The organism is Cryobacterium sp. TMT3-29-2 (assembly GCF_004564305.1).
GTDB lineage: Bacteria > Actinomycetota > Actinomycetes > Actinomycetales > Microbacteriaceae > Cryobacterium > Cryobacterium sinapicolor.
This window is the reverse complement of the sequence record NZ_SOGK01000129.1, coordinates 26,659-50,551: the sequence shown is the minus strand read 5'-3', so window position 1 is coordinate 50,551 and position 23,893 is coordinate 26,659. Positions and strand designations below refer to the sequence as shown.

Here is a 23,893-nt window from a genome sequence, read left to right as displayed (position 1 = left end):
CGACCCGGAACGAATGGTCATCAACTGACGAGGATTGACCTGAATTCGACCGGCGGTCCGTCCTGGTAGTTCTTGCACAGCCAAAAATAGCCTCCCCGGTAGCTCGCGTCATCGATGTCCATCGACCAGCCCTCACCGTCAAGTCGAAGGATGCGAATACTGTTTGCGAGGACTTCGATCTGGAGACGCACCCATTCCGAAGCCCGGGGTGGGGCAGTCAGCACCGCTTTCAACCGCGTGCCCTCGGTCGTCCCCGCGACCCGGCTGAACAATTCAAGGGAGCCATTCGCCCGGAGAATCATGTGGTACCCCGGCACATCGCTAACCGCCCTGACTCGGTAGGGCCGGTCGTCTGCGGCACCAAAGGCGATCCCGGCGTGCTGCTCCGCCCTTGGAAGCGACCCCGGCCAACGGAGCTCACACGTGATCCGATACGAGCCGGGACCCACCGGGCACATTGAGCCCATGAGGTAGCTCTGCACGTCCCGGTGGCCCAGTGCCACGGATGCGGCGCCCGCATCGATCAGGGGCTGCACCTGGGTGCCCTCGTCAATGGTCCAGGGCAGGTCGCCGGCGGCCCGCAGCCCGGTTCCGAAGGAGTCACCTTGACAACCCGCGGTCGTCCCGGTCACGTAGGGCAGATTGGAGCACATCATCCCAGCCACGCCCAGGTCGCTCATCCGGTCGCGCATCGAGCGATAGTGCACCTCCCACGCAATAACCGGTTTTCCGAAGCCCACCAACACGGCCACCTGCGCATCCGTCGCCCGGTGTGACACCCCGAGCAGATCGAAACGCGGCGCAAGTTCATCTGCACGCTCGAAAAGTTCCGGAGTGAAGTATCCCCAGGTTGTGTAACCGTGCTTGTCGGCCAGTGTGTATTGCGTTGCACCTGCCCATTGTTTCCAGACGAAATGGTCCGTGGAGTGCGAGTAGCTGTCCATGACCTTGAGCAAAGCTTCCGTGTTGGTGCCTTGCTTGTCTTCGAGAAAAATCACGTGCGTTGTGGCGAAGGCATCCAATACGTCCGCGAGCAACGGCAGCGGCTCCTTTTCAGCCGCTGGGCCGAGCCAGGCTCTCGCGTCGCTGCGAAGTTGCGACAGTTCCTCCCAGGTGACTTCCGCGATCGGGAGGTCGACACCCGTCATCCGCTTGGTCGTCAGATCGTGATGGCACACGAACACGCCATCGGAGGTGGCGCTGACCGAGACTTCGATCGCTTTGGCCCCACTGGCGATCGAGCGGCTGTACGCATCGAAGCTGTGCTCAACCCAGTTGTCTCCGGAGCCACGGTGAGCTACATAGAACGGTGTCGTTCCGAGGAGATCTCCGATCGCATATCGTGCCGCAGCGGCCGGGGGAACGGAGACCGGTGGCGCGGGCGCTGGCACTGGTGCGGCTTGGCAAGCCGACAGCAACAGTGTGGAGGCGCCGGCCAGGAGGAACTGTCTGCGGTTCATCGACGGCAGGAACGGAGTACGGCTGGTGTCAGCCGTGCTCCGCCCCTCGGCACCGCTGGACATTCAGCCTGCTGTGTAGGTCAGGGTGAGCAGTGGGCGGTAGGTGGCGCTGGTGCTGTTGGTCGACCACAGCCGGAGGTTGTCCGAGCCGGCACTGACCAGCGCGACGGACAGCGTTGAACCAGTGAGAGTTCTCAGCTGCGCCGCATCGAGCGGGACCGAGTAAGCCGTGTTCGTTGCCGATGCGCCGGTGAGGCTCCCCAGGTCTGCTCCCAGGCCGGTGGGTCGGTTGTTCCAGTTCACCGTGCCCTCCGTCCAATTCCCACTCAGCAGCTTGAACATCTGGGCGTCCACCGAGGCTGCGGTCGAGTCTGTCGAGGTTCGAACTCGGAGGGTCGCCCCGCTGAGCACAGTGCCCGCCGGAGCAGCCGGGATTGCGAACTTCAGGTACGACTCGATCAGCGACGTGCCTGCTCCCCGGGACGACAACTGGTTATTGGACCCGAAGTTGGTCGTGGGAAGCACCTGGTACACCATCGCATCCTCGCTGGCACCGGCCGTCAGGACCACCGGTTCCACAGGGGCGGCCTGAACTGTCGCCTCCGCGGCACCAGAGGCAGCACTCACGTTGCCGGCGGCATCACTCGCCACCACCTTGTAGAAGTAAACCCCCGCCGCCAGACCGGGATCCGAATAGGACGCACCCGAGACATCTGCGATCTTGCTCGACGCGTCAGCGACGAACTCAGCCGTAGACCCTCGGTGCACGGAGTAACCCGTCACGGCGACATTGTCTGTCGACGCGGTCCAGGCCAACGAGACCGCACTCCCCGACACCGTCGCCGTCAGACCAGTCGGAACGCTCGGTACGACGGTGTCGGGGGTCGACACCGTCGCGGGTACCGATGCGGAAGCCGGACTGGCGTTGCCTCTGGCGTCGTAGGCGAACACGACGTAGTGGTATGTGCCGTCGGCGAGCCCCGAGTCCGTATAGGACGGATTGGTCACGTCGGCGATCTTGTTGGTGGCGTCAGCGACGAAGCCGGCTGCGGACCCTCGGTGCACCGAGTAGCCGGTGACGCCGACATTGTCTGTTGATGGCGTCCAGGCCAACGCGACGGAGCCGTTCGAGACGGTCGACGTCAGGCCGGTGGGAGCGCTCGGCGCTATGGAATCGGGAGTGGTGTTGGAGCCCAGCTCGTAGTGAGCCGTGACGGCCGCCGCGTTCAGGGCCGACGGATAGACCGCCACCTCATCGAGCAGGCCCGCAAAATAAGGACTCGCGGGCTGCGAGGGCCAGCTGTTGAGGTTGCCACCCCCGGCACGCCAGTAGCCGTCGAATGCCTGGTTGACCGTGGTGGGGTTCGAACCGATCTCCAGACCGTCCAGGTAGAGTCTCATTCCGTCGGGACCCTGTGTACCGACCACGTGGTGCCAGGTGTTGTCGTTGAATCCCGGCGGTGATTCGATGAGCTGGAAACCCCCGGCGTACACCCCGAAGACGACGCTGCCCGAATTGGTCAGATAGATCTGCTTGTCGTAGTTCGAACCCTGCCCGGTTGCGGCATTCTCAAAGCCCACGATCTTCCCGCCGGATGAACTACCCGTCTTGAACCACGCTTCCGTGGAGAAGGCCGGGAAAGAGGAGCGTGCGGTCTTGGTCGCGATACCGCCAGCCTGAGTTCCGCTGGCCTGCACAGAAGATCCGACTTGAATGGCCTTCGGCTGCTGCAGCTGCACGGCGGTGCCGTATTCGCCGTCGCTCTGGCCGTTGGACGACGAGTCTTTCGCCGTGTTTCCGGAGGCCTCGTCGAGGCGCCAGTACACATCAGGCTCGTCCGTGTAGATCCTGGCTCCATACGCGTCTGTGGGAGTCGGCGGAACGGCGGGGGTACCCCCGGCGAGAGTGTAGTGCTGGGCGATCTGCGCGGCGCTCAGGGCGGATGCATAGACCGCGGTGTCGTCGATCTGGCCGCCGAAGAAAGCGCTGGACGGCTGGTTGGGCCAGCCATTCAGGTTGTCCCCGCCGACATGCCAGTTGCCACTGTATTGCTGGCTGGTGCTGGTGGCGTTCTGGCCCACCCGAACGCCGTCCACGAACATCTTCATCCCGGTCCCACTCTGAGTTGCCACGATGTGGTGCCATGCATCGTCGTTGTACGACGAGGCCGTCCTGATCGTTTCGGGGCGACCGATGTAGACACCGAAGGTCAGGCGACCCTGGTTGTCCATATAGATGTGTTTGTCGTAGCTTCCGCTGAGACGCGTGCCACCGTTCCCGGTGTGCGGCCGGCCATTCCCGAAGCCGATGATTTTGCCGCCTCGAGTCGTCGTCGTCTTGATCCAGGTTTCGATCGTATAGGTCGTGGGTGCCGCCGCCTGTTGGTCGCTCCAGACATAGCCGTCGGTTCCGTTGAACGCCACGGACGTGTCGGCGTCACCGGCGATCGCACCGCCGGCGCCATAGGTGACACCGTTCTTGTAGAGGCCGTTCAGGCCGGAGACGGTGGCACCGGACTTGTCTTGCGCCCAGGGACCGGAAACCTCATCCAGACGCCAATACAACTTGGCTCCGTCCTGGATCACCTGACTGGGGTAGTCAACCCCCTTGGTGACAGCGCGGGCTGACACCGACGCCGACAGCGGACTGGTGTTGACACCGTCATTCGCCGTCACCCGATAGGTGTAATTCGTGCCAGCGGTGACATTCGTGTCGACGACGGTCACCTGCGGGCGGGTCCACCACAGTGAGTTGGCGGTACCGGTCCAGATCGGGGTCGCGGCGCCATTCCGGTAGACGTTGTACGTCAAGGCGCTGTCGTCAGGGTCGACCACGGTGCGGAAACGGATCTGGTTGGCACCCGAGGTGAGCGCCTCGGCCGCCACGACCGGGGTGGGCGGCGCACCGACGTCATCCGGGCCGAACCGGGTGAGACCCTGTTGGACTGTGCCGTTGATGACCGTGAACTCGCCGCCGTACCAGAGGTACTTCTTTCCCGTTGTGGCGCCGGTCGCAATGGTGAGGGCACGAGGGCCGATGCCTTCGCCTGTGCCGTCATTCGCAGTCGGGAACCAACCCAGCAAAGCCGCGTCCGTGGTGTTCTGCGCGGTGAGGTACACGCGTTTCCCGTCGGGGAATGCGTTGTTCGATGAGCAGTCGTGCGCGTGATTGGCGGAATACAAGGTTCCCTGATATTCGAGCACCGCCTGAGTCGCGCCCAGGCAGGTGTCCCGCCAGGTCTGGTCCAGTGTGCCCCAGTTGATGGCGAAACGGCCGTCGAAGACTCCGCCCCCTGTTCCTTCGTTGCCCCCGTAGAACGACGTGCCGTCCGACCACAGGGTCTTGGTCACCGAGGTCCGAGGGATGAAGCCGAGGGGGTAGTTCCGCACGTTGGCGCCGGTGGTCGCGTCGACGACCGCGATGGAGTGGGAATCCTGGTTGTTGACCGTGAAGAAGTCACCACCGATGGCCACCCTGGTGCGGTCGGGAGAAACGGCCACGGCCCGCCCGATAGTGTCAGCCGCCGGGGCCCAGGGCAGAAGCGCGCCGGACGTAGCGTTCACCGCCGCGAACCGCTGGCGCGTCTGGCCGCCGACGGTCTGGAACTCTCCGGCCAGGTACAGAGTTGACGAGGTGGCAGCCATGCCGAAGACGAAGGAGGACACCCCCGCCACCCGGAACGGCTTGACGGTGCAGGCGACGGGGTCGATCGCGGCAACCCGCGCGGCGTTCACTCCGCCGACGGTGGAGAAGTTGCCCCCTATGTAAATGGTGTTGCCGTCAGGTGAGGCAATCACCGACCGCACAGTCGGCGTGGCCCCGTTCAGGGTCATGGCGAACTGACAGCTGTCGGGCGCTCCCGTTTCCGCGTTGAAAATCGCCAGCGTGCCCTGGTTTCTCGCCACTCCGACACCACCGCTGGGTGGTCTGATCTGAGAGAATGTTCCACCCGCAACGACTTTGCCGTGCACCGTACCGACCCCGTAGACGACGCCGTTCGTCTGCCAGGTCGATAGGTTGTCCGCGCTGAAGGCGACGCCGGTCGAGAGCGCCGACGCCGATTGCGGCACGGAACTCGCCATGGCGAGTCCGGCCACAACCGCCACGGTGGTGAGAATTGCGGCAAGCTTGCGCATAGCTTCCTGTCCCTCGGGTGAGCAGCCTCGTCGCTGGAAAGCTCGGAAGACTGCGATCGAACTATGGAATCCAGCCTCACGCGGCTTTGGAGCGCTTCGGGTAAGAAAAGCATTGCTCACGACTAGCGAAAAGGAGGGATCGGCGGAAACGTACGCCCTGTGCGCCACACGCGCAATACCCCCGATAAGTGGCGAGTGCCGTAGGGATACCATGTGCCGAGGACGCGGCATCCGCGCCCCCTGCTCCATCGATCCGAGGAAGGCCCGCGATGACACAGTTTCGTGAAGCACACGCACAGCTTGCGAGTGCGCAGAAGGCACAGACCGGGGTGTCGCTGTACACGCGATACGTCAACCGGCCGTTGGGGCGTGTGCTGGCCTCGGTGTGTTTTGGACTCAGGATGACGCCCAATCAGGTGACCGCACTGTCGGCCCTTGCGACGGGCGCGGGTCTTGCCCTCCTGGTCAGCGGGGAACCAAGCCCGCTCCGAGCCGTCGGCGTAACGGTCCTCCTCATTCTCGGCTTCGCCCTGGATTCGGCAGACGGACAGGTCGCACGCCTGACCGGCCGAGGTTCCGCCGCAGGCGAGTGGCTCGATCACGTCGTGGACGCCGGCAAGGTCGTCGCCGTCCACGCCGCAATCCTCATCACGGCGTTCCGATTCTGGTCGGTGGAGCCGATCTGGTATCTCGTGCCGCTCGCATTCCAAGTCGTGTCCGTCGTCACTTTTGTGGGCGGCCTGCTGATGGCGCTGCTCCTGCGTCGTTCAGCGAAAGAAACCCCCACCACCCCGGCCAACGGCGAGGGCAGGGCTCGTCGCCCCTCGAGAGCCCGGGCCATTGCTCTGCTGCCGGCCGACTACGGGATCCTTTCGCTCAGCTTCATCCTCACTGGCTGGCCTGGTGCCTTCGTCGTTGCCTACAGCCTCCTCTTGGCCGCCAACACGCTGGTCATGGCACTACTGCTCGGCAAATGGTTCCGGACGCTGTCTGCCCGCGGCTAAAGCGCGTCTTCCACGGTTTCTCCCGTCGCCGGGATGAAGACCCGGCTGGTTCCCGTGGTCGAGCGCTCGAACCACTCACCGTCGATCGGCCCGCGGAGCGAGGCCGGAACACCCGCCCACAGTCCGGGCGAAGCGCCCTGCTTCGCACGGGCGAGCACCGATCCCCCCGCCAGGACCGACCGGTCAGGCAGGACAGCACCGCCAAAGAGCAGACAGCGCGCTCCGACGAAACTCCGGGCTCCAATTCGCACCGGATAGGCCGACTGGGCATTTCGTCGAACGTCGATGCTGTGCGTCACAATTTTGGTTTCGTGCCCGGCGACACTGGAGTACTCGCCGATCACTATGGAGCCGGAGCAATCGAACTGATGCCGGCTCGTGACAAAGGAATGAGGTCCGACTTCCAGTACGGCGCCGTCCGGGTAGAGCCGCTTGTATACAGGGTGGGATGAAAAAACGTTCAAGCGGCCGATGGTTGCGTGATCACCGATCGACACTCGGCGCATATTCTTGAGCAAGTTCCAGCGACCGATCCGGCTGTTCGCTCCCATCGAAACCTGTGTCACCCGAAGGACGAGACACGATCGCGCGATTGCGGTCGGATGAATGTCGTGGCCGATCGAGCGGAGGAGCCGATTCTTGGCCGTGCTCGCCGGTAACGCCCAAGCCAGCGCCCTCATTGCGTCTTTGATCTGACTCATGAGCCGTTCACCCCGATTTCCGGATCCATTGTGACGTCGAGCGCACTCACGCTGCGCTGGGCGATTGCCCGGCGCATGCCTATGAGTTCAAGCAGGAGCCTGAGCGAAAGCCCTGCGAAGATACCACAGAGCGCCCCCTCTGCCCCCCACAACACGGCTCCGATAGCGACGCAGGGCAGACCGACCAGAGTACCAATGGCGGTCGCCCTGGTCACCACGTCGAGTCTGCGCAATGCCGCCAGGCAGGCCTTGCTGACGACCGCCTCGATCAGGCTCACTCCGGTGATGAACGCCATAAGTATCAGGGTGATAAAAGACGGTTTGATCTGGCCGCCTCCGAGCCAACCCACCAATTCCGGGGCTACGGCCAGCATGAGACCGGCGAGCGCAACCGCGAACACCACGGCGGCGAGCAGCCCCGTCCTGACTCGGCGGACGAGCTCCTGCTGTCGAGCCTTGGGCACCCAACCTTGGAGGATCGTGACGAATGGACCGAGTCCCACGATCACCTGGCGCTGCACCTTCTCGACGACGGCGTAAACCGGCTGCGCGCCCGGGGCGATCAACGACACGATGACAATCGGGGTCGAAGTGTAGATCGAGGAAAGCACGGTCGAGGTCAGTCCCAGCCGCTGCGAAGACAGCACCACCCCGACCCGCCTGCGCGGGAGCGACCGAAGCCGACGGAGTCTCCACGGTCGCAGGATCCAGATGGTGGAGACCACGAATGCCGTCACCATACCGATCAGCTGCCAGAGCACACCCACGAGAGCGCTCGACCCGTGAGCCATGAAGAAGATGCCGATGCCGGTACCGAGAATACGCGGGACGGTTTCGAAGACCAGGAGTCGGTACGGTTGCATAAGACCGACGAACAACCAGTTCGCAGTCAATCCCACGGTCGCCGTGGACAGAGCGCCGACTCCGGCGAAGATGGCGTAGTCGCGACCGACCCCCCAGGCCACCGAAAAGACAAGAAGGCCGACGGGGAAAATGATCAGCAGCTTGCAGACAACCGACTCCGCATAGGCGGTGAGGCGCATGTTCGCGTCGGCCCTCGCCACGGAGGCCGGCCCGGAGAGCCCCCAGCCGTAGGCGACGATCACCGCACCTACTCCGCCGATGGACTGGCCTGCCGCAATCATCCCCCAAGCCGCCGCGCCGCTTGCCGCGACCATCGAGGGGATCACCGCAAGCGAGACGACGGCCAGAAGCACCATCGAGATCGAGTAACCGATGATGGTGTTCATGCGGGCTCGAACGCGCCCCAGCCCTCTGCCCCGCGGTGCACCTGCCCTCATCGGACCCTCATCTCGCCGGCCCACGCTCAGATCGACGGGGTTGAATGTGATCAAGCTAGCAGCACTTCATTCGACGGGATATCTAGCCGCTGATCGCTTGTCTGCGTACACTCACGATCATGTCAGTCAGCGACGCGAGACCACAGATGGCCCGACCGTTAGGTCTCCCTCGCCGGAACCTAGCCGGATTCTCCGGCGCGGGCTACGAACGGGGACGGAATTCGCTCTGGCAGATCAGCTGGCTGCTCATCTCCGGACTGGTCATTGTCCGGTGGTGGTGCCCGCCCCGTCTCCGCGTCGCGCTCCTGCGGCTCTTCGGAGCCACGATCGGTGACAATGTCCTGATCCGCCATCGCGTGCGCATCCACTGGCCCTGGAAACTGGTCGTCGGCGACAACTCCTGGATTGGCGAAGACGTCTGGATTCTGAATCTCGAGCCGGTGCTCATCGGCAGCGACGTGTGCATTTCCCAGGGCGTCATGCTGTGCACGGGCAGCCATGACCGCACCTCGCAGACATTCGAATTCGACAATGCGCCGATTGTCGTGGAAGACGGCGCATGGATCGCGGCCAGGGCAACAATTCTCCGCGGCAGCAGGATCGGCCACGACAGCGTCGTCGGCGCGACGGCTCTCGTCTCCGGGAGCTTGCCGGCTGGAACACTTCTGCGAGCTCCGCGCGCGAAACGACCAGAGCTCTCACAGGACCGGGACCAGACCTGAATGCGTGTGCTCTCCATCGTGACGCTCGTCAGTCCCAACGGTGAGTATGGAGGTCCCGTTCGCGTCGCGTTGAACCAGGCCCGCGCACTCCGCGAAGCAGGCCACGAAGTGGTGCTAGCCGGCGGCGCCCGCGGATTCGGTGAGGCAGCCCCCCATGAATTCGACGGTGTGCCGCTGCGTCTGTTCCCCGCCCGAACGATCATTCCGGGGATCGGTTTTGCCGGCCTGTGCGCACCCGCCCTGCAGCACTGGCTCAAACAGGCCGCAGACTCTTTTGACGTTGTGCACATACATGCCGCCCGTGACCTCGTCACCCTCCCTGCGGCGCGCTGGTTACGCAAGGCTGGCATACCGTACGTGATGCAGACTCACGGCATGATCGACCCTTCAGGCAATCCATTGGCGATTCCTCTGGACGCGTTCGTCACCCGGCCGGCTCTGAGGGGGGCGAAGGTGGTGTTCTACCTCACCGATCAGGAACGGAATGATCTCAGCGCGGTTGCAGGCACAGCGCTCCACCTGCAGCACCTCGCCAATGGTGTACCAGTGCCGGTGAGCGCACACGGTCCCTCTGCGGGCACGGAAGTGCTCTACCTGGCTCGACTCGCCCGCCGGAAGCGCCCGCAGCTTTTCGTGGAAATGGCGCTCGCTCTTGCCGATGAATTCCCGCAGGTGTCGTTCACCCTGGTCGGTCCCGATGAAGGAGAGGGACCGGCGGTGCAACGCCTCATCGACGCGGCCGATCGCAAAGGCGTACTTTCCTGGGAGGGACCACTGGCCCCGGATGCAACCAATGAACGGCTGGCGCGGGCCGCCGTCTACGTTCTGCCTTCAGTCGATGAACCGTATCCGATGTCCGTTCTCGAAGCCATGTCGCTCGGCGTGCCGGTGGTCATCACGAATAGCTGCGGGCTTGCTCAGGCGGTCGACGAGATCGGATGTGGGATTGTCGTGGACGACTCTCTCGAGGCTCTGATCGGCGCCGTTGCAACGGTTCTACGCGACGACGTCCTGACTCGCAGCATGGGCCGCGCCGGCGCGCGGGCTAGCCGGAACCGGTTCGGGATGCAGGCGATTGCTGAAACTCTGGCCAGTTCGTACCGCTGAGCGAGTCGCCTCCGGGGGACCTGACCGGCTGTCGGACGAAAAGCAGACACGCCAGCGCGACCGCCACCACTCCCGTCGCCTGGAGCAGTGAACCGCGCAAGAGAATTGTCATATAGACCGGGAAGACTGCCCCGACAATGGCCCAATAGCCCGAGGCCTTGACCGCGGGGAGAAGTCGACTGTCCATGACCCGCAATGCGTAGCCGACCAGGAGAAAACCCACGATGAGAACACCGATGCCGCCATTGACCAGGAATTCCGCCCAGAGCGGGGCAGAGAGGTTCTGAAAACTGTAGCCGCGATATTGAGCGAGCAGAATCCCCGTGTCGACGGGCTTGTCCGGCCAGAGGCCTCGGGGTACCCAGAAGAGGACACTGCCGAGCGCCTGGCGCCCCGGTTCAATCAGCCCGTCAAGACCGTACGAGAACGCATTGGCGACTTGCCAGAATGCGTCATAGTCAGGGTTCCCCTCGTACTCCCCGAAGAAACCGTTGCGCACCAAGTTGACTTCCGGTCGCCGGAAGGCGTCCGCCAGGGGAAACAGAAAAATCAATCCCACGAGTGCTGCAGTCAGGGCCGTTCGCACACGCGCGACGGTGAGCAGTGCTCCCGCGTATACGGCAAGGGCGAAGAGAACAGTGCCCAGGCTGTAGCGCGCGCTGCTGACCGGATTCACGACAGTGAGTAGGAGTGCGATCCCGATTGCAATCACGCCGCCATAGGCCATCGCCAGCGGCCCCGTCGTCCTCCGCCTCACCTGCACGAGCGCGCCGATGCCCACCAACAACGGGTAGATGGCAACGGCGTACATGATCGAGCGCACCGCAGGATCCGTCCACGTCGCTGAACGCGCGGCAAAGGCTTGATCCCTGCTACCGAAAAGCGATCCCAAACCGATTTTGGAGATGAAATACAGGCTGAAGATGAAGCCTGCGCCGACGAGCACCAGAGTCGACCAGGTCCGCACCTGGGTTACCGCCCGAACGGGGGCATTCCCCTCTTCTCGACTCCCGGTTGTCAGCCTGCCGCGCTCATGCCCGTAAGCAACCAATCGCCCGATTTCATAGCAGGCGACGCCCAGACAGACCAGGGCGGCCGTGGGGAGCTCGAGTGACTCGTCGATCCCTTGAGTCGTCCGCGAGATGAGACCACTTCGGATCTGGACGGTGGGAGCGATCCCCATGAAAACGTAGACGAACATCCAGAAGAAGAAGTCGAACAGCATCGGACGGCCGACAACGATGAGGAGGGCGAGTCGCAGACCTGCCCACACGACGAGGACCAAAGTCAGAATCCACGCCTGTCCTCTGCCGACGTCGGGCACCTGAACCAGGAGAGACAGTGGCATGACGGCAGCGAGGATGGCACCGAGAACGGTGACCCCGAGGACGGTGCGAAAAATCGATGCTGACCCCGACGTCCGGCCGTCGGCGCCATCTCCGGGCCCCCTCACGAAAGCGCAGTTTTCACACGGGCTGCGATTGCGGCATGACCTGCTTCGTTCACACTGACACCGTCACTTGCGACCATCGATGGATCGAGAACATTCGGTTCGAGCAGAGCAACGTACGCGGCGCCGACGCGTGCCGCGGCGGCGCGAACCTCGCTGTCCAATTCGACTGCCCGAGTATCGTCCATACCGTTGGGCGCCACCGGTCCGACGACGACCAGAGTCGCATCGGGCAGGCCGACGCGCAGGGCGGCAAGTGCGGCATTGATGGTTGCCACTGCTTCAGGCAGATCCACATTCATGCCGGCCCGTTCCGCCGCCACCACGACGACGGAGGGGTTCAGGCCGACGGTTTTGGCCACCAAGTCCTGGTAGCTCGGACACGGCGAGGGCCCACAGGTTCCGGGTGTGACTCCGAAAGCGATGACACCTCCTTTTGTTGCGAGATTGACCTCCTGCCAGCCCTTGTCTGCAGCGAGCCCAGTCGACCAGCGGGTGGCCTGGCCGCTGACTCCGGCTCCCGAGGTTGATGCCCCACCAAGGAACACGGCCGTGGGCGCACGTGGAACGGCGGTGATGGTGGGGTACGGGTCTTTCGGCGCTCCTGCGTCTTCCGTGCCGACCGGCTGCAGCGCGAGGAGTGCAAGCCCGATGGCACCCACGAAAAGCACGGCGACGACGAGAAATTTCCACCGCCGAGGCCGCATCAGAGGTCGGGCTATCATGTGCTCATAGTGGCACGCATATGCCACCCCTACGTGGGTCGCTGTGATAATGAGGTTCTTGATAGAGTCTCAGCATTGGCTGGTCAATCCGGTGCCGCTCGACACGGGGAAGGGCGAATACGTGGATCAACGTGGATTCTGGAACCTCTTGCGATCTCGCTGGGTTGCACTCGTCACATTCACCATTCTCGGCGTCATCGCCGCTTCGGTCTACGTGTTGACCACCGAGCCTGAATACTCTGCGGAAGCGGAGTTATTCGTTTCGGCAATCGGTAGTGACAACACCAGTGATCTCGCGCAGGGCAGCAACTATTCACAACAGCAGGCGCGCAATTACAGCATCATGGCGACCCGCCAGATCGTCCTGGAACCCGTGATCACCGCGCTCGGATTGAAAACCACTGTCGGCGAGCTCAGTGACCGGGTATCTGCCTCGGTGCCTTTGAACACGTCCCTCATTTCGATCGCGGTCACGGATACCTCGCCGGACCGCGCTGCCGCCACTGCCGACGCGGTGGCGACGAGTCTGGTCAATACGGTGATCCGTCTGGTCCCGAAACGGAGCGACGGCACTACACCGCTGCGCCTCGAGTCCGTGCAGAGTGCGACGACACCCACCGCGCCGTCCGCCCCCAGCCCGTCGATCGCACTGGCATCCGGGTTGCTGGGCGGCTTCGTTGCCGGGCTCGGCTTCATTCTCCTGCGGGAGCTGACGAGCGCGAAAGTGAGAACCGCGGAACAGCTCAGGCAGTTCGGTCTGACACTTCTCGGGACGATTGTGTACGACCGCGGAAGTGTCAACAACCCGCTGGTACCGCAACGAGGCTTCAGCCCCATCCGGGCCGAGGAATTCAAGCAGGTCAGAACGAACCTGCATTTCCTCCAGGCGGATGAGCGCCACAAGGTGTTCGTCGTCACCTCGTCCATTCCCGGCGAAGGAAAATCCGTCACGGCGGCGAATCTCGCCATCACACTCGCGGCCTCCGGCAGCCTGGTGTGTCTGGTCGAAGCGGACCTGCGGAGACCGTCCCTGGCCGACTATTTCAACCTCGAGGGAACGGTCGGTCTCACGACTATCCTGGCCCACGACGCCAACGTGGATGATGTACTCCAATCCTGGGGGCCGGACGGTCTCCAGATCCTGTTGTCAGGGCAGGTTCCCCCGAATCCGAGCGAACTGCTTTCCTCCACCCACGCCCAACAGATTTTCGCCTCACTGCGTGACCGGTTCGACGTCGTCGTCATCGACTGCCCGCCTCTCCTGCCCGTGACTGACGCAGCTATCCTCGGACGGTATTTCGGCGGGGCGGTTCTCGTCGTCGGGTCGGGAAAGGTCGAAGCGCGGGAACTCCGGAAAGCCGTCGAGAGCCTCAAGGCGGCAGGGACGCCGGTCCTCGGCGCGATCCTGAACCTGGCACCCGCTCGGCTTCTCGGTCGGAATCGAGGCCGGTATTACATGCCGCACGCGGCGGCGGAGCAGAAGGCGTCACGACACGAACAGCCCGTCCCCAGCCACGAGGAAGAAGTCGCACTCCGCAAACGGTAGCGATTCTCATCCACTCGACACAGAAGGGTGCTGCCGACCCGCAGGCAGTTCGGCAGCACCCGGCTATGTTCCGATGATCCTGGTTACCGGGTCCTGCTGCTCGCGGCGTAGTACTGCAGGTCCTGTACGACAGGGCGCGCAACGACTGGATACGGAGAGGTGACAGCGGCGATCTGCGCCCCGTTCCGGTCCGCACTCGCACCGATCGTACCCAGCGCCAGCGGGAAGGTCCTGCTTGATTCTCCTGCCGGCGCCTCGAAGGACGTCTTCTTTCCTCCGATTGAGACCGTGACCGTCGCCGGCGCCGTGAGGAAAGTGAGCACTCCGACGGTGTCCCGAGGTTTCATGGCTGTTCCGCTCAACGTGGGTGACATGAGCTGCTGCGGCGTGGTCGGCGTCGCTGCATAGGGCTGAATCCGGTGCGTCACGTAGATCGAATCCTTGACGATAGCCGGCGCTGAGCCCTCCTTGAACTGGCTCAGGTAGTACGCGTTGATGTCTAGGAAGGCCTCGCCGTGCGCTGCCGAAGGAGCGAACGACGTCCCCTCGGAGTAGTCGTTCCAGGTGACCAGTTGCACCAGTTCAGATCCGTTCGACAGCGCCCGTTTCCAGGACGCCTTCAGGGTTTCCGTATTGCCGGCTTCGTCGTAGAGGTAGCTCCGGGGTCGGACGTCCTGGACGGCGACGGGAGACATCCACTTCACGCCGAGTGCTCGTGCCTTCGCCGCGTAATCGGGACCGTTCTCGATGGTCACCGGCGTCCGGGTACCCCAGTTGCTCAGCGCATAACTGATCGGCGCAAAACTCTTCAGGTTCTCGTCACTGGCATTCAGGAACACGGCGATGAATGCCGTCTTGATCCCGTACTGCGAAGCCAACGTCGACTTCAGCTGCCCCCACCAAACCGCGTTCTGACGCTCAGCGGCGAAGGAGGAGAGAACGAATTCGCCTGTGCTCAGGCGATAAGTGGCCGGGGACTTGTACAGTTCGGCGAGTTTTGCCGCTATGGTCGCGATGCTGGCCTTTCCGGCGCTGGCCGTCATGTCCAGGTTCGGGACGATGGTGAAGTTTCTGCCGGACTGCTCCGCGCCCTGCACCAAATCGAGTGTTCGCTCCCAGTTGAGGCCGGACAGACTCATGATGTCGACGGTGAAGCCATCGATACCGGCATCTGCCGCGTCGGTGACCTCCTTCTTCATATCGGTGAGTTTCCAGTCCCCCGGAAGTGGAGCGCGCCCCTCGGGGCGGTCACGCAGCAATCCGCCGTAGTTGGCGTGGATGCCCCCCTCACCCGGCGCGGTGAGGTAGTTGATCGCGTAGTAGTCCGATGCGGGTGCCTTGTTCTCGATGGAGATGGGGTACGGCGGAAAGTAGTGTGCAAAGACCTTTTTGCCGGTGGTGTTCGCCCCGGGCACCGCGAATGACAGGTTGTCGGATCCGGTGGCCGATCCGGGCGCCGTTCCGGGCGCCGTTCCGGGCGTCGATCCGGGCGTCGATCCGGGTGCCGCGAGGACGAGCCTCAGCGTGGGGCGCGCCTCCCCTTTGCCCACGAACGAGGTGCTGACGAACTTCTGGGCATAGCGCACTTCGAACGCAGTCGACCCGGACAGCGCTGTACCGTTCAGACCCGAGAGCGGCACGGACATCGTCTGTCCGGTCAGCGCCCGAACTGTTGCACCGCTCAGTTCCTGGTCACTGTGGGCGGGCCGGTTTGCTTCAGTCAGAGTCGATGCGCTCCAGGCCGAGGAGGCCGGATAGACCTGCACGCCAGGTGCGGTAGAGGTGGTGCTGGCGACTTTCACGTCCAATGTTGCCGACACGACGCTCATGCCCGTGTACTGTGCCGTGTCGAATTTGAGGAAGGTCTTGTCAGCCACCGACGTGGCGCTGACGTACAGCGTCGTGTTGTGGGGTGTGCTGGGTTCGCGGATGGTGGTCCAGGTGGCCTCTGCCGCTTTCACTGCGATCGGGGCAGCGACAACAGCCTGGGGAGAGGTCACCGCCGACGCAGGCAACGGAACGAAAGCCGATAGGGCCAGCACTGTCGCCGCAAGGACGGCGGTGCGTTGCCATAGCTTGGTGATACGCGGCTTGCCATTGGTGTGCCGGTTCAGGGATTTGATCAAGGATTTTTGGGGTGCATAAGGAGCAGACATACAACATCTCAAGATTGTGCGCGATTGAGAGCGCGAGTGACGTGACCCCCGAAGAGGGGTCACCTGAGCAATACTCGAATGCTATCGAAGGGTAGGGTCATTACCTAATAAAACGAGAGTGTCAAGGGCCTGGACAGGTCACCGGCAGGAATCATTTCGTCCGGGGCGAGCTCATTTTCTGGACGGCCGTCCGACCGGTGTGGGCCTGCTGTTGCCGGGGTTCCCCCGGCCGGCATCAGGTCGCGAAGCGGTCGGTGGCCTCGATGATCGCATCCAGGTTGCCCGGTTCGTCGAAGGAGTGACCGGCATCCGGAATCAGCTTGAAATCGGCCTCCGGCCAGTTCTGGTGCAGCTCCCAGGCAGTGAACACGGGGGTGCACATGTCGTAGCGGCCCTGCACGATGACACCGGGGATGTCCTTCAGACGGTCCGCGTCGCGGATCAGCTGGTTCGGCTCGAACCAACCCGCGTTGGTGAAGTAGTGGTTCTCGATCCGGGCGAAGGCCACCGCGAACGCGGGTTCGGTGAAGTGCTCGATCAGGTCGGGCTGCTGGAGCAGGGTGATGGTGGAGGACTCCCAGGTGGACCACGCCACGCCCGCCCGCTCGCGCACGTACTGGTCGGGGTCGTGCAGCAGGCGCCGGTATGCCGCGATCAGGTGGCCGCGTTCCTCCACCGGCACCGGGGCGATGAAGTTTTCCCAGAGGTCCGGGTAGATCGCCGCGGCGCCACCCTCGTAGAACCAGTCGAGTTCCATCGGGCGCAGCGTGAAGATACCGCGCAGCACGAGTTCGGTGACGCGCTCCGGGTGCGTCTCGGCATAGGCCAGGCTGAGGGTGCTGCCCCAGGACCCGCCGCAGACCAGCCAGCGCTCGATGCCGAGGTGCTCGCGCAGTTTCTCCAGGTCGGCAACGAGATGCCAGGTTGTGTTGGTACTGAGGTCGGCATCCGCGGCGCTCGCGTGCGGCGTGCTCTGGCCGCAGCCGCGCTGGTCGAGAAGGATGATGCGGTACTTGTCCGGGTCGAAGACGCGGCGTTGCTTCGGACTCGACCCGCCGCCCGGTCCGCCGTGCAGGTAGACGGCCGGCTTGCCGTCCGGGTTGCCGGATGCCTCCCAGTAGATGGTCTGCCCGTCACCGACTTCGAGAAGTCCAGTTTCATAGGGTTCGATCTCGGGATAGAAGGTGCGCATACCCCCGAGCCTATTCGCCGGGTGCATCGGCGCAGAATCGGGCCCGGTCAGTGCGTGACGAGGCCGAGCCGGTGGGCGAGGATGACGACCTGCACTCGGTCACGCAGTTCGAGCTTGGCCAGGATATGTCCGACGTGGCTCTTGACGGTGGACTCGGACAGAAAGAACCGGTCGGCGAGCTCGGGGTTCGACAACCCCTCCGCGACCGCGAGGAAGACCTCGCGCTCCCGGTCGGTGAGCAGGCCGATCCGGACGGCGTCGGCATCCGCTTCGGCCTCGTCGGCCCCCGGATCGACCCCTGGGAGCTTGGATCCGAACAGGTCCAGCATGCGCCGGGTCACCCGCGCCGAAACAGAGGCGTCGCCCGAGGCCACGGCCCGGACGGCTGCGGCGAGTTCACTGGGCTGGGCGTCTTTCAGCAGGAACCCCCGCGCGCCCGCGCGGAGGCCACCGAAGGCGTACTCGTCGAGGTCGAAGGTGGTGAGGATGATGATCCGGCTGTCCGGGCACGCGGCGGTGATCTGCCGGGTGGCCTCGATGCCATCGATCCCGGGCATCCGCACATCCATCAGGATGACGTCGGGATGCAGACCGGCGGCGAGCGCGATCGCCGCCGCGCCGTCGCCAGCCTCGGCCACCACGGTGAAATCGTCTTCGGCCTCGAGCACCATCCGGAAGCCGGTGCGCAGCAGCGCCTGGTCGTCGACGAGCATGATCCGGGTCGGCGTCACGCTTGTTCCTCCGTTTCGTCGACCGTCATCGTCGCGCGCACCTGCCAGCCGCCGCCGGGCCGACGCCCGGCGATGAGGGTGCCGTCGTAGAGCGCGACGCGTTCGCGCAGCCCGACGAGGCCCCGCCCGGTGCCTGGCGAACGCGACGAGTCCCGTGCGTTGCGACCGTCGTCGGTGACAACCACCTCGAGCCGCCCCGGGACCATGGTCAGTCGCACGGAGACGACGGTCGGCTGCGCCGAATAGCGCAGCGCGTTGGTCAGCGATTCCTGCACGATGCGGTACACCGTCAACTGCAGACCCTGACTGCCGGGGATGCGCCCGGTTCGTTCCAACCGGGCGGGCAGTCCGGCGGAGCGGAACGAGTCGACCAGGTCGACGAGCTGGTCGGCGCCGGGTTGAGGTCGGAGCGGGACATCCGTCGCATCGGGGTCGCCCGTCTCCTGAGGGTCCTCCCCCAGCACGCCGAGCAGCCGGCGCATCTCGGACATCGAGCCGCGGCCGGTGCGGGCCACCTCGCGCAGCGCGACGCGGGAACGCTCCGGGTCCTTCACGAGGAGCGCGTCGGCGCCATCGGCGAGCGCGACCATGACCGACAGGCTGTGCGCGATGATGTCGTGCATCTCCCGGGCGATGCGCCCACGTTCGGTGATCCGGGCGAGCTGGGCCTGCTGGTCGCGCTCCCGGGCCAGCTGCGCGGCCAGTTCGACCAGCGCCGCCACGTAGCGCTTGCGATCGCCGACCGTGACGCCGACCAGGGTGGCCGCGAGCATGAGGACCGCGGATTGGGAGGCGACGGCAAGCCAGGAGGCGTAGCTGCTCGCGCCGACGAACGCACCCAGGGCGGCGACGCCGACCGCGCCGGCGAGGCCGAACCAGGCGCTCCGGACGCCACGGTAGACCGCGACGGCGTAGAGCGCGATCAGCACGGGCAGGGTGTCGCCCTGCTCGGGGAAGGCGGCGACCAGTCCGGCGCAGGTCACCCCGAGCACGAGCAGCGGGGCGTGCCGCCGCACCAGCAGTGCGGCCGTGATGACCAGCACCACCGCGGCGGTGCTGAGGGCCTGCGGCGGGAGGCCGGGCCCGGCCTGCCGGGTCACGTCGACCAGGAAGAGGATGACCATTGGCACGAGATAGACGCTCGCGACGAGCGTGTCGCTGAGCCACGGATGCCTTGCCCAGAACCGCCTGGCCACCCCCGGCGGTGTCGGCAGCCGCAGTTCACCCGCGGTCGGCACGGGTGGCCGGCCGCGGGTGAACTGTGTTTCGGTCATTCAGAGGACTCTACGCGTCCCTCCGCTTCAACACCGCGGCAGCACCGACCAGGCTGACTGCGAGCCAACCGAGCACGACCAGCAGGTTGACCCACCACTCGATCGGCACCTGGCTGAAGGACATCAGTCCGAACATGTTGATGCCCGCGTTCGAGACCAGGTACGGCAGCACGGCGGCGGCCCACGGGGCGGCGATCACCTGCAGCACCATCGGCAGCAGCAGCACGATGCCGAGCACGACCGCGATGCCGCCGGCCCCGCTGCGCACGATCGTGCCGACACCGAGGGCGAAGACCGCGATCAAGGCCAGGTAGAGCGCACCGCCGAGCACCGGCAGGAACACGGCCGGGTCCGCGATGCTGACGCCCAGGCCCTGACGGGAGAGTATTAGCGAGGCCACCAGATAGGAACCGAGGTTGGCGGCCAGCCCGACCAGGAAGGTCGTGCCGAACAGCACGGCGGCCTTTGCCGCGAGGGCGGGCAGCCGGCGCGGCACCGCGGTCAGCGTGGACCGGATCATGCCGGTGGAGTACTCGCCGCTGATGGTCAACGCGCCGAGGACGGCGACGATCAACTGGCCGAAGAACACCCCGAAGGTGGCCGTCTGGGCGATGAAGGTCGCCTGGTCGGCCGCGGGGATCATCGAGGCATCCGCCCCCTGCAGATCGAGCGTCGAAGACATGACAGCCGCAAGGGCGAGCGAGACCAACACAAGCAGGGCGTACGACCAGGCGGTCGAGCGCACGCTGCGCAACTTGATCCACTCCGAACGCAGCAGGCCGACCGCGCTCAGGCCGTACCCGGCGGATGCGGCACCGCCTGCGGCCGGGGAGGTGTGAGCGACGGGCGCGGTCGTTTCGGTCGCAGTCGTCTCGGTCATCGTCCGGCCTCCTGCAGTTGTGCGGAGCCGCTGGCGCGGTACTCCACCTCGTCTTGGGTCAGGGCCAGGTAGGCCTCTTCGAGCGACGCGCTCACACCGGTCAGCTCGTGCAGCACGATGCCCGCGCCGGCCGCGTGTTCGCCGATGTCGCCGGCCGAGATCCCGGACACCTCGAGCAGATCCGCCTCATCGGTGGTGACGGTGACGTCGGGCTGGGCGAGCAGGGCGGCGAGCTGGGCCGCCTGCGGCGTGCGCACGCGCACCCGGTGAGTACCGGCCATGCCGATGATCTCCGAGACCGGGGCATTCGCGATGACCTTGCCCCGGCCCAGCATGATCAGGTGGTCGGCTGTGAGAGCCATTTCGCTCATCATGTGCGAGGACAGCAGCACGGTGCGGCCTTCCGCGGCGAGGCGCCGCATCAGCTGGCGCACCCACTGCACACCCTCGGGGTCGAGCCCGTTGACGGGCTCGTCGAGGATCAGCACCGAGGGGTCGCCGAGCAGCGCCGCGGCGATTCCGAGGCGCTGGCCCATACCGAGCGAGAAACCACCGACGCGCTTGCGGGCTACGGGTCCGAGCCCGGTGAGCTCGATCACCTCGTCGACCCGAGCGGCCGGGATGCCGTGGGTGGCCGCCAGGGCCAGCAAATGGTTCCGGGCCGAGCGGCCGGTGTGCACGGCCTTCGCATCAAGCAGAACGCCCACCTCACAGAGCGGCGCGCGGTGCTCGCGATAATGCTTGCCGTTGACCGTGACCGATCCGGCGGTCGGCCGGTCCAGTCCGACGATCATGCGCATGATGGTGCTCTTGCCGGCGCCGTTCGGGCCCAGCAGGCCGGTCACAGTGCCGGGCTGCACGGTGAAGTCGATCGCGTCGACCGCGGTCTTGTCACCGTGCCGTTTGGTCAGGGACTGTGCCTGAATCATCCGTCTCCTCGTTGTACATCGTCGGGGCCGGTCTCACACTGTGAAATCGACCCGTCAACGACGCTACGGGTGACGGATGCTGCGCGCATCGGCCCGACGGACGCTTATGCGCCCGCCGGCCTGGTACCTGGGTACGAGGCCAGTGTGCCCGTTCCGGTCGAGAGTGACCCGCGGAACGGGCACTCTCGACCGGAACGGGAAGCCCCGGGGCGCGATTCGCCCCGGGGGCTACTTCTGGGCTACTTTCTGGGCTACTTTCTGGCGGGGGCCTTCTCAGCACGGGGAGCGGTGCCGTTGGCGCGCTGGGATTGGTAGTAGTCCCGTGCCTCGTTCTGGCGATCCTGCTCGGCGCCGCTCGCGATCGCCGAGCGGAGGTGGTCCTGGCTGTAGCCGAACGCGTCGACCAGGTCGAGAGCGTGCGGACGGAGCCGGGCGATGATGCGGTCGATGTAGGCCGTAACCGACTGCGCCCGCTTCGCCGACAGGCGCCCGTGGATCAGGTACCAGGCCAGGTGCTTCTCCACCAGCCCGAGGCCGAACAGGTCCCGCAGCCAGGTGAGGACCTGCTTCGTGCCTGCGTCCTCGGTGGTCTCGACCGCCCGGGTGAACGCCTCCCACTGCAGCAGCTCACCGTGCGAACGGGCCGCCTCAATCAGCTGATCCTGGTTGGCGTTGAAGAGGGCCGCGGCATCCTTCGCCGGCAGCTTGCCCGCCGAGCGGAGCTTGCCCGCAATCTCCGCGATCATGGTCTCGACCCGGTTGGTGAGCAGTTCCCGCTGCACCGCGGTGTCGCGGAGGTGGCCCACCGAGCGAGCGGTGGAGCCGAAGTCGGCAACCGCCTGGCCCAGGCTGCGGAGCCCGGTGCCGTGGTAGGCACGGCCGGCAGCCTGCTGCACGACGTAGCGGGCGAGGACGCCCGGGCCGGCCGAGGCGAACTTGCGGCTGAAGTCCGTGAGCAGGCGCTTGGCGACGAGCTGCAGCAGCACGTTGTTGTCGCCCTCGAAGGTGGCGAAGACGTCGAGGTCTGCGCGGAGGCCGACCAGCCGGTTCTCGGCCAGGAAGCCGGCGCCGCCGCAGGCCTCACGGGCCTCCTGCAGGGTGTCGAGTGCGTGCCAGGTCGAGAGCGGCTTGAGAGCGGCGGCGAGGGTTTCGAGGTCTTGCCGGTCGGCATCCGTGTCGGCCTGACCACTGAAGACTTGGTCGAACTTGACCAGGAACTCGTCGTGGGCGAACGTGTGCGCGTAGGTCGTGGCCAGGCGCGGCAGCAGGCGGCGCTGGTGGCGCTGGTAGTCGAGGATGACCTCCTCGTCGGTGTCGCTGCCGGCGTTGAACTGTCGGCGCTGGCTGCCGTAGGTGATGGCGATCGTGAGGGCCATCGCCGAGGCCTGGGTGGCGGCTCCGTCGAGCGAGACCCGCCCCTGAACGAGGGTGCCGAGCATGGTGAAAAAGCGGCGGCCGGGGCTGGCGATCGGGCTGGCGTAGGTACCGTCCTCGGCCACGTCGGCGTACCGGTTCAGCAGGTTCGCGCGGGGGATGCGCACCCCGTCGAAGTGGAGTCGGCCGTTGTCGATGCCGTTCAGCCCGCCCTTGAGGCCGTCGTCCTCACCGCCGATGCCGGGCAGGAAATTCCCGGACTCGTCGCGGAGCGGCACCCAGAAGGCGTGCACGCCGTGGTTGACGCCCGCAGTGATCAGCTGGGCGAAGAGCACGGCGGCGATGCCGTCCTTGGCGGCGTTGCCGAGATAGTCCTTCCACGCCGCGCGGAACGGGGTGTCGATGACGAATTCCGCCGTGGCCGGGTCGTACGTCGCCGTCGTGCCGATGGCCGCGACATCCGAACCGTGGCCGGTCTCGGTCATCGCGAAGACGCCTGGGACCTGCATGGTCATGATGCCGGGCAGGTAGGCGTCGTGGTGCTTCTTGGTGCCGAGGTGCAGCACGGCCGCGCCGAACAGGCCCCACTGCACGCCCGCCTTGATCTGCAGGCTGGGGTCGGCCGTGACGAGTTCCTCGAACCCGGCGATGTTTCCGCCGTGGTCGTCGGCGCCGCCGAGATCCTTCGGGAAGGCGCGGTGGACATGTCCGTTCTCGGCGAGGATGCGCAGCTGGCCCAGCACGCGCTCGCGGTGCTCGGCCATGGACTGTCCCTCGACGCGCTGTAGCTCGGGCCGTGCCGTGAGCTCGCGGGCACGCAGGCGCACGTCGGCCCAGGTGCCGAGCAGCTGACGGTGCAACGACTCGACGTTGACCGTGGGGGCACCGGCCTGGCCGGCGATCATGACCGGGCCGGTGTCGACGGCGGGGGCCACGGGAGGCGTGAGCATTGTCGTGGCCGGCCTCTTGGCCCGGGTCGTTGTCGTCTTGGCGGAGGTCTTGCCCGGAGTACGGGCGGGTTTCTTGCTATTGGAGCGCTGGGCAGTGTCAACCATCATTGGTCCTTCGTCTTCGCGCGAACTCGAAATTTTCTTACACGTTAGGTGCCTCTCGCCATGGGTGGAAATAGTGCGTGACGGGCCTACAACAAAGCATGCTCCGCTCGGCATCCGTTTTGTAGGTTTCCACAGCGGTACCGCGTCTT

At 65.3% G+C, this 23,893-nt stretch carries 17 protein-coding genes; 4 read left to right on the top strand and 13 right to left on the bottom strand.

Annotated elements, in window-relative coordinates; all coding sequences use genetic code 11:
- Positions 1–20 precede the first annotated feature (20 nt).
- Positions 21–1,523, bottom strand: a complete 1,503-nt coding sequence (locus tag E3O67_RS15050; RefSeq protein WP_134429908.1) for a glycerophosphodiester phosphodiesterase family protein — start codon at positions 1,521–1,523, stop codon at positions 21–23.
- The gene (locus E3O67_RS15045; protein ID WP_135103055.1) at positions 1,524–5,597 is read right to left on the bottom strand and encodes a LamG-like jellyroll fold domain-containing protein; all 4,074 of its coding nucleotides are present in this window, start codon (positions 5,595–5,597) and stop codon (positions 1,524–1,526) included.
- Between the two features lie 401 nt (positions 5,598–5,998).
- Here E3O67_RS15045 and E3O67_RS15040 point away from each other — a divergent pair, with 401 nt between their 5' ends.
- Complete coding sequence (locus E3O67_RS15040) at positions 5,999–6,601, top strand: CDP-alcohol phosphatidyltransferase family protein (RefSeq protein WP_241979250.1); 603 nt, start codon at positions 5,999–6,001, stop codon at positions 6,599–6,601.
- On the opposite strand, the gene E3O67_RS15035 is transcribed toward E3O67_RS15040, so the two are convergent.
- Complete coding sequence (locus E3O67_RS15035; RefSeq protein ID WP_134429903.1) at positions 6,598–7,302, bottom strand: DapH/DapD/GlmU-related protein; 705 nt, start codon at positions 7,300–7,302, stop codon at positions 6,598–6,600. The two genes, E3O67_RS15040 and E3O67_RS15035, sit on opposite strands and share 4 nt — an antisense overlap.
- Positions 7,299–8,552 carry a hypothetical protein gene (locus E3O67_RS15030; RefSeq protein ID WP_134429901.1) on the bottom strand — a complete coding sequence of 418 codons (1,254 nt, stop codon included), beginning with the start codon at positions 8,550–8,552 and terminating at the stop codon, positions 7,299–7,301. Before E3O67_RS15030 ends, E3O67_RS15035 begins: the two co-directional genes overlap by 4 nt.
- A gap of 170 nt (positions 8,553–8,722) precedes the next feature.
- On the opposite strand from E3O67_RS15030, the gene E3O67_RS15025 reads away from it, so the two are divergent.
- On the top strand, positions 8,723–9,325 hold the full coding sequence (locus E3O67_RS15025) for a putative colanic acid biosynthesis acetyltransferase (RefSeq protein WP_241982222.1): 603 nt from the start codon (positions 8,723–8,725) through the stop codon (positions 9,323–9,325).
- Between the two features lie 18 nt (positions 9,326–9,343).
- Positions 9,344–10,432, top strand: a complete 1,089-nt coding sequence (locus E3O67_RS15020) for a glycosyltransferase (protein ID WP_241982220.1) — start codon at positions 9,344–9,346, stop codon at positions 10,430–10,432.
- On the opposite strand, the gene E3O67_RS15015 is transcribed toward E3O67_RS15020, so the two are convergent.
- Positions 10,371–11,756 carry a hypothetical protein gene (locus E3O67_RS15015; RefSeq protein WP_134429897.1) on the bottom strand — a complete coding sequence of 462 codons (1,386 nt, stop codon included), beginning with the start codon at positions 11,754–11,756 and terminating at the stop codon, positions 10,371–10,373. The genes E3O67_RS15020 and E3O67_RS15015 overlap by 62 nt on opposite strands.
- A gap of 125 nt (positions 11,757–11,881) precedes the next feature.
- Positions 11,882–12,244 carry a hypothetical protein gene (locus E3O67_RS17080; RefSeq protein WP_134429896.1) on the bottom strand — a complete coding sequence of 121 codons (363 nt, stop codon included), beginning with the start codon at positions 12,242–12,244 and terminating at the stop codon, positions 11,882–11,884.
- Positions 12,245–12,665: 421 nt separating this feature from the next.
- Here E3O67_RS17080 and E3O67_RS15005 point away from each other — a divergent pair, with 421 nt between their 5' ends.
- The gene (locus E3O67_RS15005; protein ID WP_167726681.1) at positions 12,666–14,153 is read left to right on the top strand and encodes a polysaccharide biosynthesis tyrosine autokinase; all 1,488 of its coding nucleotides are present in this window, start codon (positions 12,666–12,668) and stop codon (positions 14,151–14,153) included.
- Between the two features lie 83 nt (positions 14,154–14,236).
- On the opposite strand, the gene E3O67_RS15000 is transcribed toward E3O67_RS15005, so the two are convergent.
- From E3O67_RS15000 to E3O67_RS14970, 7 genes are all read right to left on the bottom strand, one after another.
- The gene (locus tag E3O67_RS15000) at positions 14,237–16,309 is read right to left on the bottom strand and encodes an endo-1,3-alpha-glucanase family glycosylhydrolase (RefSeq protein WP_135103051.1); all 2,073 of its coding nucleotides are present in this window, start codon (positions 16,307–16,309) and stop codon (positions 14,237–14,239) included.
- A gap of 235 nt (positions 16,310–16,544) precedes the next feature.
- Positions 16,545–17,501 (bottom strand): prolyl aminopeptidase, encoded by a 957-nt coding sequence (pip, locus tag E3O67_RS14995; protein WP_134429891.1) that lies wholly within the window; start codon positions 17,499–17,501, stop codon positions 16,545–16,547.
- A 47-nt stretch (positions 17,502–17,548) separates the two neighbouring features.
- On the bottom strand, positions 17,549–18,214 hold the full coding sequence (locus E3O67_RS14990; RefSeq protein ID WP_135103060.1) for a response regulator transcription factor: 666 nt from the start codon (positions 18,212–18,214) through the stop codon (positions 17,549–17,551).
- Positions 18,215–18,228: 14 nt separating this feature from the next.
- Complete coding sequence (locus E3O67_RS14985) at positions 18,229–19,506, bottom strand: sensor histidine kinase (RefSeq protein ID WP_135103050.1); 1,278 nt, start codon at positions 19,504–19,506, stop codon at positions 18,229–18,231.
- A gap of 10 nt (positions 19,507–19,516) precedes the next feature.
- Positions 19,517–20,386: an ABC transporter permease gene (locus E3O67_RS14980; RefSeq protein WP_135103049.1), complete on the bottom strand. Its 870-nt coding sequence runs from the start codon at positions 20,384–20,386 to the stop codon at positions 19,517–19,519.
- Positions 20,383–21,315: an ABC transporter ATP-binding protein gene (locus E3O67_RS14975; RefSeq protein ID WP_135103048.1), complete on the bottom strand. Its 933-nt coding sequence runs from the start codon at positions 21,313–21,315 to the stop codon at positions 20,383–20,385. Before E3O67_RS14975 ends, E3O67_RS14980 begins: the two co-directional genes overlap by 4 nt.
- 251 nt (positions 21,316–21,566) lie before the next feature.
- The gene (locus E3O67_RS14970) at positions 21,567–23,744 is read right to left on the bottom strand and encodes an acyl-CoA dehydrogenase (RefSeq protein WP_370260524.1); all 2,178 of its coding nucleotides are present in this window, start codon (positions 23,742–23,744) and stop codon (positions 21,567–21,569) included.
- Positions 23,745–23,893 lie beyond the last annotated feature (149 nt).

Coding starts and splice junctions, on each gene's coding strand:
- E3O67_RS15050 (WP_134429908.1), bottom strand. CDS start 1,523: ATGTCCAGCGGTGCCGAGGGGCGGAGCACGGCTGACACCAGCCGTACT.
- E3O67_RS15045 (WP_135103055.1), bottom strand. CDS start 5,597: ATGCGCAAGCTTGCCGCAATTCTCACCACCGTGGCGGTTGTGGCCGGA.
- E3O67_RS15040 (WP_241979250.1), top strand. CDS start 5,999: ATGACGCCCAATCAGGTGACCGCACTGTCGGCCCTTGCGACGGGCGCG.
- E3O67_RS15035 (WP_134429903.1), bottom strand. CDS start 7,302: ATGAGTCAGATCAAAGACGCAATGAGGGCGCTGGCTTGGGCGTTACCG.
- E3O67_RS15030 (WP_134429901.1), bottom strand. CDS start 8,552: ATGAACACCATCATCGGTTACTCGATCTCGATGGTGCTTCTGGCCGTC.
- E3O67_RS15025 (WP_241982222.1), top strand. CDS start 8,723: ATGTCAGTCAGCGACGCGAGACCACAGATGGCCCGACCGTTAGGTCTC.
- E3O67_RS15000 (WP_135103051.1), bottom strand. CDS start 16,309: ATGTCTGCTCCTTATGCACCCCAAAAATCCTTGATCAAATCCCTGAAC.
- pip (WP_134429891.1), bottom strand. CDS start 17,501: ATGCGCACCTTCTATCCCGAGATCGAACCCTATGAAACTGGACTTCTC.
- E3O67_RS14990 (WP_135103060.1), bottom strand. CDS start 18,214: ATGCTCGTCGACGACCAGGCGCTGCTGCGCACCGGCTTCCGGATGGTG.
- E3O67_RS14985 (WP_135103050.1), bottom strand. CDS start 19,506: ATGACCGAAACACAGTTCACCCGCGGCCGGCCACCCGTGCCGACCGCG.
- E3O67_RS14980 (WP_135103049.1), bottom strand. CDS start 20,386: ATGACCGAGACGACTGCGACCGAAACGACCGCGCCCGTCGCTCACACC.
- E3O67_RS14975 (WP_135103048.1), bottom strand. CDS start 21,315: ATGATTCAGGCACAGTCCCTGACCAAACGGCACGGTGACAAGACCGCG.
- E3O67_RS14970 (WP_370260524.1), bottom strand. CDS start 23,744: ATGGTTGACACTGCCCAGCGCTCCAATAGCAAGAAACCCGCCCGTACT.